The organism is Nocardia nepalensis (assembly GCF_048910785.1).
GTDB lineage: Bacteria > Actinomycetota > Actinomycetes > Mycobacteriales > Mycobacteriaceae > Nocardia > Nocardia nepalensis.
In genome coordinates this window covers 1-13,529 of the sequence record NZ_JBKBET010000020.1, presented here as the reverse complement: position 1 = coordinate 13,529, position 13,529 = coordinate 1, and the positions used below count along the sequence as shown (strand labels likewise).

The following is a 13,529-nucleotide window of genomic DNA, read 5'->3' as shown; positions in this document are numbered from 1 at the left end:
CAGCGTTGAGCCTGACTACCTGAGTCGAATACGTCAGCTCGCGTTGCGACGCGCCACCCTCGAACAGCCATGCGCTGTCGGGGGCTTTTTTGTGTTCGGGACAAAAGTCCGCCGCACGTGGCCGCTTCGCAAGGCACCACGTGCAAGCACGTTGTCCGGGGTCTAGTACGAACAGTTAGGAACGAAGACGGTGAGTGCACCAACCGCACGGCCCGGGCCCTCGGCCCGCAGGCCAGCGCCTTCGGCGAATCAGCAGGCCGCGCCCGCTGGCGGTCCGACGACCGCGGCGAACCGCCGCCAGGTCCCGCCCGAGCGGGTCACCGGCGCGCAGTCCGTCGTCCGCTCCCTCGAGGAGCTCGGCGTCGACACGGTATTCGGCATTCCCGGCGGCGCGATTCTCCCGGTCTACGACCCGCTCTTCGATTCCACCAAGGTCCGCCACGTCCTCGTCCGGCACGAGCAGGGCGCGGGCCACGCGGCCACCGGTTATGCCCAGGCCACCGGCAAAGTCGGCGTCTGCATGGCCACCTCGGGCCCGGGCGCGACGAACCTGGTCACCCCGATCGCCGACGCGCAGATGGACTCGGTCCCGATCGTGGCCATCACCGGCCAGGTCGGGCGCGGGCTGATCGGCACCGACGCGTTCCAGGAAGCCGATATCTCCGGCATCACCATGCCGATCACCAAGCACAACTTCCTCATCACCGAGGGCATCGATATCCCGCGGATCATCGCGGAGGCCTTCTACCTGGCCTCTTCCGGTCGCCCCGGCGCTGTGCTCGTCGATATCCCGAAGGACGTGCTGCAGGCGCAGACCACCTTCAGCTGGCCGCCGGAGATGCGGCTGCCCGGCTACCGTCCGGTCACCAAGCCGCACGGTAAGCAGGTGCGCGAGGCCGCCAGGATGATCTCGGAGGCCAAGCAGCCGGTGCTCTATGTCGGCGGTGGTGTCATCAAGGCCGACGCCTCGCCGGAGCTGCTGGAACTGGCCGAGCTGACCGGCATCCCGGTGGTCACCACCCTGATGGCGCGCGGCGCGTTCCCGGACAGCCACCAGCTGAACATGGGCATGCCCGGTATGCACGGCACCGTTGGCGCGGTCGCCGCGCTGCAGAAGTCCGATCTGCTGATCACCCTCGGCGCGCGTTTCGACGACCGCGTCACCGGTCAGCTGGACTCCTTCGCGCCCGACGCCAAGGTGATCCACGCCGATATCGACCCGGCCGAGATCGGCAAGAACCGGCACGCCGACGTCCCGATCGTCGGCGACTGCCGCGAGGTGATCATCGAGCTGATCGAGACGCTGAAGGCCGACCCCTCCGGTGTGCCGAAGCTGGACCTCACCGATTGGTGGCAGTACCTCGACGGGATCCGCAAGAGCTACCCGCTGGGCTGGTCGACGCCGAGCGACGGCTCGCTGTCACCGGAATTCGTCATCGAGGCGCTGGGCCGCTTGGCCGGACCCGATGCCATCTACTGTGCGGGCGTCGGCCAGCACCAGATGTGGGCCGCGCAGTTCATCAAGTACGAAAAGCCGCGCACCTGGCTGAATTCCGGTGGCCTCGGCACCATGGGTTACGCCGTTCCGGCGGCCATGGGCGCCAAGATGGGCGCGCCGGATAAAGAGGTGTGGGCGGTCGACGGTGACGGCTGCTTCCAGATGACCAACCAGGAGTTGGCCACCTGCGCCGTGGAGGGCGTGCCGATCAAGGTCGCGCTGATCAACAACGGCAACCTCGGCATGGTCCGCCAGTGGCAGACCCTGTTCTACGAGGAGCGCTACTCCAACACCGATCTGGGCACGCACACCCTGCGCATCCCCGATTTCGTCAAACTCGCCGAAGCCCTCGGCTGCCACGGCATCCGGGTCGAGCGCGAGGAAGACGTCGAGGCCGCGATCCGCGAGGCGCAGTCCATCAACGACCGCCCCGTGGTGATCGACTTCATCGTCGGCAAGGACGCCCAGGTGTGGCCGATGGTCGCCGCGGGCACCAGCAACGACGAGATCATGGCCGCGCGCGGCATCCGCCCGCTGTTCGACGAGGACGAGCAGGCCGCCGAGCCCGCTGTCATCCACGAGGCGATGTCGCACGAGAAGAACAAGGGGACCGAACAGTGAGTACAACTCACACCCTGAGCGTCCTGGTCGAGGACAAGCCGGGCGTGCTGGCACGGGTCGCGGCGCTGTTCTCCCGCCGTGGCTTCAATATCGAATCGCTGGCGGTCGGCGGCACCGAGATCCCGGAGATCTCGCGCATGACCATCGTCGTCACGGTCGAGGACCTGCCGCTCGAGCAGGTCACCAAGCAGCTCAACAAGCTGGTCAACGTCATCAAGATCGTGGAGCAGGACGCCGACAGCTCGGTCGCCCGCGAACTGATCCTGGTGAAGGTGCGCGCGGATGCCAGCGTGCGAACCCAGGTCATCGAGGCGGTTACGCTCTTCCGGGCGAAGGTGATCGACGTCTCGCCGGACGCGCTCACCGTCGAGGCGACCGGAACCCGGTCCAAGCTCGACGCGCTGCTGCGGATGCTCGAGCCGTATGGCATCCGGGAGATCGTGCAGTCCGGTGTGGTCGCTGTGGGTCGTGGGCCCAAGTCGATCACCGCGACTCGCTAGCGCTCGCCACGCTGTGTTCTTGGGCCGGCCCAAGAGCGGGCTGGCAGGCTGAACCGCTTCAAACTAAACAACTTTCGAGAAGAAGAACTAGAAGGGAATCACCAGTGGCAGTCGAGATGTTCTACGACGACGACGCCGACCTGTCGATCATCCAGGGCCGCAAGGTCGCTGTCATCGGCTACGGCAGCCAGGGCCACGCGCACTCGCTGAGCCTGCGCGACTCCGGCGTTGAGGTCCGCGTCGGCCTCGCTGAGGGTTCGAAGTCGCGGCCGAAGGCCGAAGAGGCCGGTCTGACCGTCGGCACCCCGGCCGAGGTCGCCGAGTGGGCCGACGTGATCATGGTGCTCGCACCCGACACCGCGCAGGCGTCGATCTTCACCAACGACATCGAGCCCAACCTGAAGGACGGCGACGCGCTGTTCTTCGGCCACGGCCTCAACATCCACTTCGGCCTGATCAAGCCCCCCGCCAACGTGACCATCGGCATGGTCGCGCCGAAGGGCCCCGGCCACCTGGTCCGTCGCCAGTTCGTCGACGGCAAGGGCGTCCCGGCCCTGATCGCGGTCGACCAGGACCCGAAGGGTGAGGGCCAGGCGCTGGCGCTGTCCTACGCCAAGGGCATCGGCGGCACCCGCGCCGGCGTCATCAAGACCACCTTCAAGGAAGAGACCGAGACCGACCTGTTCGGTGAGCAGGCCGTCCTCTGCGGTGGTACCGAAGAGCTGGTCAAGACCGGTTTCGAGGTCATGGTCGAGGCGGGCTACGCGCCGGAGATGGCGTACTTCGAGGTGCTGCACGAGCTCAAGCTCATCGTCGACCTGATGTACGAGGGCGGCATCGCCCGCATGAACTACTCGGTCTCCGACACCGCCGAATTCGGTGGCTACCTGTCGGGCCCGCGGGTCATCGACGCCGACACCAAGAAGCGCATGCAGGACATCCTGCGCGACATCCAGGACGGCTCCTTCGTCAAGCGCCTCGTCGCCAACGTCGAGGGCGGCAACAAGGAACTCGAGGCCCTGCGCAAGGCCAACGCCGAGCACCCGATCGAGGTCACCGGCGCCAAGCTGCGCGGCCTGATGAGCTGGGTCGACCGCCCGATCACCGAAACCGCGTAATACGCACGAACGCCGCAGTGGCCCATTCCGATTCGTCGGGGTGGGCCATTGTCGTTGCTGGGGATGCATTACTCGCCCGTAGCCGCGCGGTTGCCTATTGTCTGGCGGGGACAACGGAGTCGGAACCATTGTCAGCCGAACAGATCGTGAGTCGTGAACATCTCAACCAGCACCCTCGTCCCCGCTTCCGCGCCGAGCCCGGCGTCTGCGGGGCGACGCGCCGAGGCCATCCACCGCTTTCTCGTCAAACCGGCCGATGCGGGCATCGCGGGCTCGGTCGACGGCGGCAAGCTACTCGAATGGATCGACAAGGTCGCCTACGCCGCGGCGGCGCAGTGGAGCGGTTGCTACTGCGTCACTGCCTATGTCGGGAACATTCATCTCGACCGGCCGATCGCGGTGGGTGAGTTGGTCGAGTTGCACGCGAATCTCGTGCACACCGGGCGCACCAGCATGCACATTCTCGTCAGCGTCTATTCGACCGATCCCACTCGACGTAAGCCGGTGCAGACGGCGCAATGTCTGACGATTTTCGTCGCGGTCGACGATAAGCGGCGGACCGTGGAAGTGCCGCAATGGAATCCGACGACGATTCTGGAACTGGAGCGGCATCGGCAAGCGCGGGCGCGGGTTTCGGTTCGCAAGCGGATCGAGGAGGCGATGGCCGCGCAGCAGTACACGGCGGCCGGCACCGCGCCCACTTCCACACTCCGTTTCCTGGCCGCGCCGTCGGATATCAATTGGGGCGGCAAGGTACACGGCGGCCGCACCATGCAGTGGATCGATGAGGCCGCGTATATCTGCGGCGCCGATTGGGTTGGGCAGCATGTGATCACGTCGTACTTCGGCGGGATCCGGTTCTACCGGCCGATTGTCATCGGGCACATTGTCGAGGTGAGTGCTCGGCTGATTCACACCGGGCCGCGCAGTATGCATGTCAGTGTGCATGTGACGTCGATGGATACGCACTCCGATGAACCGGCGCTGGCCGCGCATGGGCTGGCGGTTGTCGTCGCGGTCGACGACAGTGGCAAAGCACGGCCGGTGCGTCAGTGGGATCCGGTCTGCGCCGAAGATCGGGCGCTCGATGCGCATGCCCGCCACCTCATCGAGTTGCGCGGGGAGGTCGAGCGGTTTACCTCGGCGAGCGATGTGCCAGCCGACGCGGAGCCCAGCCACTTTCGGGCCCCGATGCCGTGAGGGGCAGTGGCGGTCCGCACCGTTGGGGCGGACCGCCGTCCAGCGATCAGTGGTGCTGATTCATCGGGTTGAGCGGGCTCATCGGACTGGCCGGGTTGTTCGGGTTGTTCGGGTTGAGGGGGCTCATCGGATTGGCCGGGTTGTTGGGGTTGTTCGGGTTGAGCGGACTCATCGGGTTGGCCGGGTTGTTCGGGTTGAGCGGGCTGTTCGGGTTGAGCGGATTGTTCAGGTCGTTGGCCCAGTCGTCATCCCGGTTGCGTCGCGCCATCTCGTCCCGCCATGCTTGCTCGCACGCGTCCCGGTTCTCGGCGTTTTCGCAGTCCGCCTGCCCGGATCCGGTGGAGCCCGTCGCTGGCGCGGCCGAAGCCGGAATTGCCAAGGCGGTCAAGGGAACTGTGGCGATAGTGGCGGCCACGGCCACTCGGGCCAGCATCAGGCGAGGCGTCATTGTCATGCTTCCACTCTTGCGTGTTGTTGCCGAAAAGTCTGCTGTCGCAGGCGGATTCAGGGTTATTTCAGTCGGAAGGATGAGCCCGGGGCGACACCGGGGTAGGGGATGTCCCCGAGTCGGATCGGCCCGGGGTTCTCTAGCGGCGAACGCAAAACGGCCCGGCACCTGTTGGGTGCCGGGCCGTGACCGCTCGGGATCAGCTGCTGCCGAATGCGCCGCGCGGGAACAGGTGGCGGGGGAATCGCCAGGGATCATTCCATCGACCGGGGAAGTCGCAGTCATCCCAACGGCCTGGATGGTGGTCCCAGTCATCGAAGAAGCCGGGGCGGTCGCAATCCCAGTCGTTGTGCGGGTGCCGAACATCGGTCACGCCGGGTTCGATGGAGGTCGGGTCCGCCGAGGCGGGAATCGCCAACGCGGTCAACGGAACCGCGGCGAGTGCACCGGCGATGGCCACCCTGGCCAGCACGGCCCGACGCGGCGCGGACTTCGTTCTCGAATACACGTGAATCCTTTCTAGCTGCGGCGAACCGTACGTTCGCCATTCCCCCGCCGAGGGTCTGCTCGCATCTGCGCATCGACCGCAGGTCCACCCTGTGCCGCTTTCAGCCGAAAGGCCAGAGGTGGAGTGGGATTCGAGGGAAGAATCAGCCTTTGGTATGACGATTCCCCTAGCCGGTGATCTTTTGGGACTCAGGGTGTGTCCAGCCCCACTGACGCCGCCCGATCCGCCGCGCACGCACGCTCTAGACTAGCTACCGATGAGTAAGTTCTTTGGTTCGGTCGATGAGGTGACGCGGCGGCTCACCGACGCCGGATACCTGCCCTCCACCGATATCGCCACCGCGGTATTCCTCGCCGGTCACCTGGGCAAACCCCTGTTGATCGAGGGTCCCGCCGGCGTCGGCAAGACCGAACTGGCCAAGGCGATCGCCACCGCCACCACCTCCGATCTGGTGCGCCTGCAGTGCTACGAGGGCATCGACGAGGCACGCGCGCTCTATGAGTGGAATCACGCCAAGCAGTTGCTGCGCATCACCGCCACCGACGACGAAGGCTGGGACAGCACGCGCGACCACGTCTTCACCGAGGAATTCCTGCTGCAACGCCCGCTGCTGGCCGCGATCCGCAACCCCGATCCGACCGTGCTGCTCATCGACGAACTCGACAAGGCCGACATCGAGCTCGAGGGACTGCTCTTGGAGGTCCTCGGCGACTACCAGGTCAGCATCCCCGAACTCGGCACTGTCACCGCCGTCCGCAAGCCCTTCGCCATCGTCACCTCCAACGCCAATCGCGAGCTCTCCGAAGCGCTGAAACGCCGCTGTCTCTACCTCCACATCGACTACCCGACAGCCGAATTGGAACGCGCTATCGTTCGCCTGAAGGTGCCCGAGTTGGATGATGCGCTGGGGGAGCCGGTAGTTCGAACCGTCGGAGCCCTCCGCGAATTATCCCTGCGCAAGCCGCCGTCGATCGCCGAAACCGTGGACTGGGCGCGAACTCTGGTAGCCCTCGGTACCCGGAACCTCACCAGCAACATCGTGCGTTCCACCCTGGGTGTCCTGCTCAAATACCAAGCCGACCACCGCATCGCCATCGATCGCCTCGAACTCCCCGCGGCCGACCCGTACGAACGCAGACCATCATGATCGCGGCTGCCCTGATCGGAGTCGCGCCCCCGCGCCCCATTCGTGAGTGCCTACATCGGATCACGGCAGCGGGTGTGGCTGTCGGTAGTGGCGGGGGTGGGTGACCAGTGGTTACATCATCCGTGCGTAGCCCGCAGCAGCCCGCCGACTCGATGACCGACCGCTTGGTCGAGTTCGTCGGACTGTTGCGCGACCACGGAATCTCCGCGGGGCCGAGCGAAACCATCGACGCCGCTGAGGCAATGCTCGCGCTCGGTCTGTCCGACCGCAACCGGCTGCGTTCCGGAATGGCCGCCTGTTTGCTGCGCCGCAATGGCCAGCGCGCCGTCTTCGACCAGCTCTTCGATCTGTACTTCCTGACCGCCGAGCAGCCGCAGTCGGCAACCTCGTCGACCTCGGAGTCCATTGACGCACTGCGCGACCGCTTGGTGGACGCACTCGCCCGAGACGACCGCGATGCCGTAACCGAACTCGCTCGGCAGGCGCTCACCGAATTGGGCGGGTACGGCGGAGTCGGCACCGGCGTGACCTCGAGTCCGGTCACTACCGCATCGGGTGCGGGTTGGTCGTCCTATCTGACCATGAAATCCCTACGGCCAGAAGAACTTATCGAGCGCATCGGCGCGGGCATGGGAGGTGACCTCGACACCACCGTCCGCACCATCGAAGCCGACCGCCGCCTGCGCGAATTCCGCACCGCCGTCCAAACCGAGGCGCGCCTGCGCTCCGCCCAACTGCGCGGCACCGAATACATCGCCCGCCGCGGCGTCGAATCCAGCACCGACCAAGTCGACTTTCTCGGCGCGCGCGAACAAGACCTCGCCGAAATGCGCCGCCTGGTAAACCCTTTGGCCCGCAAACTGGCCACTCGCCTCGCGGCCCGCCGCCGCAAAGCGGTCCGTGGTCAGATCGATATGCGCCGAACCCTGCGTCGCTCCATGGCAACCGGCGGCGTCCCGATCGAACCGGTGCTGCGCGCCCGCAAACACGGCCGCCCGGACCTCGTCATCCTCGCCGACTTATCCGGCTCCGTAACGGGATTCGCCGAATTCACCCTGCAACTCGTGCAGGCGCTGCAGGACCAATTCAGCAAGGTCCGCAGCTTCGGCTTCATCGACACCTGCGACGAAATCACGGGGTTCTTCACCTTGGGCGAACCTCCAGCCCCGGGCGCCGCCGCCCGAATCGTGCGCGACTCCAAGGTCGCTCGCTTCGGTAGCAGCAACTACGGCGAGGCCCTCCAGGGCTTCGTCGACAACTATCTCGACGCCCTCGGCCCGCGCACCTCCCTACTCATCCTCGGCGACGCCCGCACCAATCGCACCGACCCGAATCTCCCTGCCCTGCAAGCAATGTCGGACCGAGCCAAACACGCCTACTGGCTCAACCCCGAACCCGCCCGCTCCTGGTCCACCGGTGACTCCGCGGCACATGTGTATGCCGATCACATCACTATGCACGAATGCCGCAACGTGAAGCAGCTCGCCGAGGTGATCGGTCGGCTATTGCCCGCCTGAGTTTGCGGATGGCTGCTGGAACGCTGAGAAGGGCGTCCTCGGGCACGGTCTGTCAGCGGAGGATGGGCTTGCGGCTCGATGGCTTCAAGACCGCGACGCGCATGGTCGAATTCGGCCTCGCCGAGCTGGACAGCAGCAGACTCGACCAGTTCAACGGGGCGCCGTCGCTGACGGCCACCAGGTCGATTTCCGCGAGTTGCTTCACCGTTCGCTTGCGCGAGCGCGCCCGGTGGTGTCAGCCGAGGATCGGCATGATCGTGTCGAAGACGGATTTCGATGTGTGCAGTGCGACTCTCGTCGGGTCGGCGCAGGTACGCCGGCCTCGATTGCCAGCTGTTGGCTTGCGCGACCGTGCTCGGTGGTGTCAGCCGAGGATCGGCATGATCGTATCGACTATGGATTCGGTCGTGGGCAGCGCCGCGACCGCGTCCGGCGGGCTCAGATGACGCTGTAGCGCTCGTTGATGCGCGGCGCCGACCAAGAGTAAAGCGGCAGCTCGCAGGTCCACCGAGGCGGCCATGCGCTGGTCGGCGTGTGGCCTCGACAGCTGCGCGACAACAGCGTCGACCGCACGATGCGGCCCGATATCCAACTCCCGGCTGCGCTCGGCATACTTCGCGCGCAGCTCCGCATCCGACTGCACCGCGGCCATCACCGGAATGGCATCCAAAAAGAACCCCTCCAGCGCCTCGATGAGCGCCACCAGCCCCGCCCGCAACCCTGGCCGCTCCTCGACCTCCCCGAGCACATCCTTCACCGGCCGCAAATGCCGCTGAATCACCGCCTGCAGCAACCCCATTCGATCCCCGAAGTGATAGAAGATGCTCGACTCGGCCACCCCCGCCCGCTTCGCAACCTCCTTCGTGGACAACCGAGCCACCCCCGCCTCCACCAAAATCGCCTGCGCCGCGACCACAACCGATTCCCGCACCCCGGTCGAAGGCCGCCCCCGCTGCGCACGAGTCGACCGCGCACCATCCGCCACCGCAACCTCCTGTCCACACCGAATCAACCCTTGCAGTATGCCCCACACAGTCGTATTTTCTGAGTATCAACTCAGTAATTATCCGACCAGCGGAGGCATCATGTCCACCTCGACCAAGGCTCCGGCCACCCAATCCCGCACCCAACGCATCGGCGACGCCATAGTCCGCGCCATTCTCCGATCACCCCTGCACCCCCTACTGAGCAAAAGGCTCCTGATCATCACCGTCTCCGGCCGCAAAACCGGCCGCGAATACGCCAATCCCGTCGCCTACGCCGAACACCAGGGCCACCTCCTGATCGGCACCGCCGCCAACTGGCGCCGCAACCTCATCCCCGACACCCCCGTCCGAATCCACCTCCGCGGCACCGACATCCAAGCCGACCACGAGATCATCACCGACGAACTCCGGGCCACCACCCTCTACCGCGAAATCCTCACCCGAAACCCAGCCCACGGCCGCTTCGCCAAAATCCACCTGAACCCCGACGGCACCGTAAACCTCCCCGCCCTCCGCCAAGCCCTAACCAACGGCACCGCAATAGTCCGCCTCCGCCCCCGCTAACCAAGTCCCGGAGCCCCACCACTGACGCAAGGGGTTCGCTGTGGGATGAGAAGCAACGGGGGTCCAGGTCAGCTGGCGTTCTTGAACTCGCCGAACCTTTCTTCGAGCCGCTTTGGTGCGGGGCGGTCGCTGTAGCGGCGCGGCAGGGTCAGCAGTTTGCCGTCGATCTCCTGGAAGCCATGTCGCAGCATCGACCCGGAGCTCTGATCTTGCATCAGCTTCGCTCCGATATGGATCTGGTAGTCAGGTGAAATTCCGAGGAGGTTGGCATCGAAGGCAGCGTGATGAATCTTGCAGAGGCACAGCCCATTGTCGACATCAGCCGAACCATGTTCCTTGGGGTCGGCGATTATGTGAGCCGCGTCGAGCAACTGCCCGTGTCCCACAGCACATACCGCACACCGATTGTCGTATGCGAGCAGAATCCGCCCCCTGAACTCCGGCTGGTGCAGCCGTTGTTTGGTGATGCGCTGGGCGTATGAACGCTCAATCGGCTTCAGCATCAGCGGATCGGTAACGGATCGCAGGGTCTCATCGAGCGCTAGGATAAATCGCTGATTCTCCATGTCGTCCGCGACTACATAGACCGGACAGATCGGGACATAGACACCGTCCCGGATCCACCGAAGCAGAATGATGGGTAGCGCTAGCTCGTAGGCGCGCCGCAGTTTCGTATTGTCGCCGTTAACGTTCCCTTCCCGGTACGCATAAGCGTAGAGCGAGTCGCCGACTTCCGCATCGTCGTACTGGCTACCCGGTTTGGACATGATGGACAAGGTGGCCAACATACTCTTCGGGTTCCAGATGCCTTTGTTGCGATCAACCAATCTGTAAACTTCGCCCTCGACCTCGAACTCGGTGAGTTCGGCTCGGGTGAGAGTCCCCGTCTCTTCGGCTCTTCGCATCAGGTGTTCGAAGATCGCCCGCCGCAGCTCCAACTCCGCCCCACTATCCACGAGTGGAGTGTCCCATGTTCAGTTGATCGATGTTGATCTTTCTGCAATCGGCTCGTCCAGCGGTGGGTGTCTTCGGCTTCGGTCGGCGCAAGCCAAAGTCTTGTGGCGCAGGCAGAATTCGTGTTGTGAGTCCGATAGTTCAGCAGCTTCTGGCCATGGTTGGTGTGCTTCTCGGGGCGGGGGTGACGTTCGCTGCTACCGCGTGGACGGAGCGGGCCAGGTGGCGTAGGAGTCAGGACATTCGGTGGGACGATAAGCGATTGGCCGCGTACAGCGAATTCGCGAACGCGGTTGTCGCTTCCGCCTGAAGACTGACCCTCTGATTCCGGGTGAATGCTGACCCACCCTGTGAACGATCATGAGGTGCTGAACGTGGAGGACTGGGCGGAGATCCGACGGTTGCATCGCGCTGAGGGGATGGCGATTCGCGCGATCGCTCGTCGGATGAAGGTTTCGAAGAACACGGTGAAGAAGGCGCTCGGTTCCCATGAGCCGCCGCGGTATCAGCGCAAGCCGAAGGGGTCGGCGGTCGATGAGTTCGAGCCGCAGATTCGGGCGGTGCTCGCCGAGTTCCCGGATATGCCGACGACGGTGATCATGGAACGTGTTGGCTGGCAACGCGGCAAGACGGTGTTCTTCGAGCGAGTGCAGCAGCTGCGGCCGTTGTTCAAGCCGGTGGACCCGGCCTCGCGCACTGAGTATCAGCCCGGCGAGCTTGCTCAGTGCGATTTGTGGTTTCCGCCGGTCGATGTTCCGTTGGGGTTCGGCCATGTCGGTCGTCCGCCGGTGTTGGTGATGGTCAGCGGCTATTCGCGGGTCATGGCGGCGACGATGATCCCGACCCGGCAAAGCCCTGATCTGCTGGCCGGGCATTGGGCGTTGATCTCGGATTGGGGGCGTGTTCCGCGAGCTCTGGTCTGGGACAACGAGTCCGCGGTCGGGCAATGGCGCGGCGGCAAACCGCAGCTGACCGAGACGATGAACGCGTTCCGGGGAACGTTGGGCATCAAGGTGATTCAGTGCCGGCCAGGCGATCCGGAGGCCAAGGGGCTGGTCGAGCGAGCGAACGGATATCTGGAGACCTCGTTCCTGCCCGGCCGTGTGTTCACCAGCCCGGCTGATTTCAACACCCAGCTGGGTGAATGGTTGGTCAAGGCCAACCACCGTCACCATCGGCGGTTGGAGTGTCGCCCGGTTGATCGCTGGGATGCCGACCGGCGCTCGATGCTCGAGCTGCCGCCGGTGGATCCGGTGGTCGGATGGAGGCTCACGACCAGGCTGCCTCGCGATCATTACGTCCGGTTGGACTCCAACGACTACTCCGTTCATCCGGTCGCGATCGGCCGGCGAGTGGAAGTCCGCGCCGACCTGACCGAGGTGGTGATCACCCTGGCCGGCGCCGAACTTGCTCGCCATCAACGGTGTTGGGCCGATCACCAATCCATCACCGATCCCGATCATGCGGCCGCAGCCGCAGATCTGCGCCGATCCCGGCGCCTGGTCGCGGTTCCCGCGATCGACACCGATGTCGAGCATCGAAACCTGTCCGACTATGACCGCATGTTCGACCTCGACGAGGCGAGCAGCAGCGAGGAAATCGCCTGATGGCCACCAAGACCGCCAATGGTTCACGCAACGTAACCTCCGAAATCGCTTATCTCGCAAGAGCACTCAAGGCACCGACACTCGGCAGCGCGGTTGAGCGACTGGCCGAACGCGCCCGCTCGGAAAACTGGAGCCACGAAGAGTTCCTGGCCGCCTGCCTGCAACGAGAAGTTTCCGCCCGCGAATCCCACGGCGGTGAAGGACGCATCCGCAGTGCTCGATTTCCGTCGCGAAAATCGTTGGAGGAGTTCGATTTCGACCATCAGCGTTCGCTCAAACGCGACACCATCACCCACCTCGGGACCTTGGATTTCATTACCGCCAAGGAGAATGTCGTCTTCCTCGGTCCACCTGGCACCGGCAAAACGCATCTGTCGATCGGGCTCGGGATCCGCGCCTGCCAAGCAGGTCACCGCGTCGCGTTCGCCACCGCTGCCGAGTGGGTCTCCCGGCTGGCCGAGTCTCATCACGCCGGAAAACTGCAGGCAGAGCTGATCAAGCTCGGCCGGATTCCGCTGATCATCGTTGACGAAGTGGGCTATATCCCGTTCGAATCCGAGGCCGCGAACCTGTTCTTCCAGCTCGTCTCGTCCCGTTACGAACGAGCTTCGCTGATCGTCACCAGCAACAAACCCTTCGGCCGCTGGGGCGAGGTCTTCGGCGACGACGTCGTCGCCGCCGCAATGATCGACCGCCTCGTCCACCACGCCGAAGTCATCTCAATGAAGGGAGACAGCTACCGACTCAAAGACCGAGACCTCGGCCGCGTCCCAGCGGCCAAGACCAACGACTAACCAAACCAGCAGGGGTGGGTCCGGATTCAACCGGAACGACCGGGTCACGATTCAACCGGAGTTGACA

General features: G+C 64.8%; 13 protein-coding genes. 9 read left to right on the top strand and 4 right to left on the bottom strand.

Annotation, left to right across the window (positions count from 1 at the left end; translation table 11 throughout):
- Positions 1-190 precede the first annotated feature (190 nt).
- The 4 genes from ACHQ4I_RS11330 to ACHQ4I_RS11315 all read left to right on the top strand — a co-directional run bounded on the left by ACHQ4I_RS11330 (position 191) and on the right by ACHQ4I_RS11315 (position 4,937).
- Positions 191-2,119 carry an acetolactate synthase large subunit gene (locus tag ACHQ4I_RS11330; RefSeq protein WP_420771655.1) on the top strand — a complete coding sequence of 643 codons (1,929 nt, stop codon included), beginning with the start codon at positions 191-193 and terminating at the stop codon, positions 2,117-2,119.
- Entirely contained in the window at positions 2,116-2,619 is a 504-nt protein-coding gene (gene ilvN, locus ACHQ4I_RS11325; protein ID WP_420771654.1) for an acetolactate synthase small subunit, read from the top strand. The genes ACHQ4I_RS11330 and ilvN overlap by 4 nt, the downstream gene beginning before the upstream one ends.
- 116 nt (positions 2,620-2,735) lie before the next feature.
- Positions 2,736-3,737: a ketol-acid reductoisomerase gene (gene ilvC, locus ACHQ4I_RS11320; RefSeq protein WP_420772652.1), complete on the top strand. Its 1,002-nt coding sequence runs from the start codon at positions 2,736-2,738 to the stop codon at positions 3,735-3,737.
- 153 nt (positions 3,738-3,890) lie between these two features.
- Positions 3,891-4,937: a hotdog domain-containing protein gene (locus ACHQ4I_RS11315; RefSeq protein WP_476445390.1), complete on the top strand. Its 1,047-nt coding sequence runs from the start codon at positions 3,891-3,893 to the stop codon at positions 4,935-4,937.
- A gap of 46 nt (positions 4,938-4,983) precedes the next feature.
- Here the strand turns inward: ACHQ4I_RS11315 and ACHQ4I_RS11310 are convergent, their stop codons facing one another.
- Together ACHQ4I_RS11310 and ACHQ4I_RS11305 are read right to left on the bottom strand one after the other, a co-directional pair.
- Positions 4,984-5,391: a hypothetical protein gene (locus ACHQ4I_RS11310; protein ID WP_420771653.1), complete on the bottom strand. Its 408-nt coding sequence runs from the start codon at positions 5,389-5,391 to the stop codon at positions 4,984-4,986.
- A 193-nt stretch (positions 5,392-5,584) separates the two neighbouring features.
- Positions 5,585-5,893 (bottom strand): invasion associated locus B family protein, encoded by a 309-nt coding sequence (locus tag ACHQ4I_RS11305; RefSeq protein ID WP_420771652.1) that lies wholly within the window; start codon positions 5,891-5,893, stop codon positions 5,585-5,587.
- Between the two features lie 256 nt (positions 5,894-6,149).
- Between ACHQ4I_RS11305 and ACHQ4I_RS11300 the strand changes: the two genes are divergently transcribed.
- Positions 6,150-7,040 (top strand): AAA family ATPase, encoded by an 891-nt coding sequence (locus tag ACHQ4I_RS11300; RefSeq protein ID WP_420771651.1) that lies wholly within the window; start codon positions 6,150-6,152, stop codon positions 7,038-7,040.
- 107 nt (positions 7,041-7,147) lie between these two features.
- Positions 7,148-8,557, top strand: coding sequence for a vWA domain-containing protein (locus tag ACHQ4I_RS11295; protein ID WP_420771650.1), 1,410 nt, complete (start codon positions 7,148-7,150; stop codon positions 8,555-8,557).
- Positions 8,558-8,921: 364 nt separating this feature from the next.
- On the opposite strand, the gene ACHQ4I_RS11290 is transcribed toward ACHQ4I_RS11295, so the two are convergent.
- The gene (locus ACHQ4I_RS11290) at positions 8,922-9,542 is read right to left on the bottom strand and encodes a TetR/AcrR family transcriptional regulator (RefSeq protein ID WP_420771649.1); all 621 of its coding nucleotides are present in this window, start codon (positions 9,540-9,542) and stop codon (positions 8,922-8,924) included.
- Between the two features lie 100 nt (positions 9,543-9,642).
- Between ACHQ4I_RS11290 and ACHQ4I_RS11285 the strand changes: the two genes are divergently transcribed.
- A complete protein-coding gene (locus tag ACHQ4I_RS11285) occupies positions 9,643-10,107 on the top strand; it encodes a nitroreductase/quinone reductase family protein (RefSeq protein WP_420771648.1) in 465 nt (154 codons plus the stop codon).
- A 68-nt stretch (positions 10,108-10,175) separates the two neighbouring features.
- Here the strand turns inward: ACHQ4I_RS11285 and ACHQ4I_RS11280 are convergent, their stop codons facing one another.
- The gene (locus ACHQ4I_RS11280) at positions 10,176-11,063 is read right to left on the bottom strand and encodes an HNH endonuclease (RefSeq protein ID WP_420771647.1); all 888 of its coding nucleotides are present in this window, start codon (positions 11,061-11,063) and stop codon (positions 10,176-10,178) included.
- Between the two features lie 363 nt (positions 11,064-11,426).
- On the opposite strand from ACHQ4I_RS11280, the gene istA reads away from it, so the two are divergent.
- Positions 11,427-12,668, top strand: coding sequence for an IS21 family transposase (istA, locus tag ACHQ4I_RS11275; protein WP_420771243.1), 1,242 nt, complete (start codon positions 11,427-11,429; stop codon positions 12,666-12,668).
- Positions 12,668-13,462, top strand: a complete 795-nt coding sequence (gene istB / locus ACHQ4I_RS11270; RefSeq protein ID WP_420771240.1) for an IS21-like element helper ATPase IstB — start codon at positions 12,668-12,670, stop codon at positions 13,460-13,462. The genes istA and istB overlap by 1 nt, the downstream gene beginning before the upstream one ends.
- Positions 13,463-13,529 lie beyond the last annotated feature (67 nt).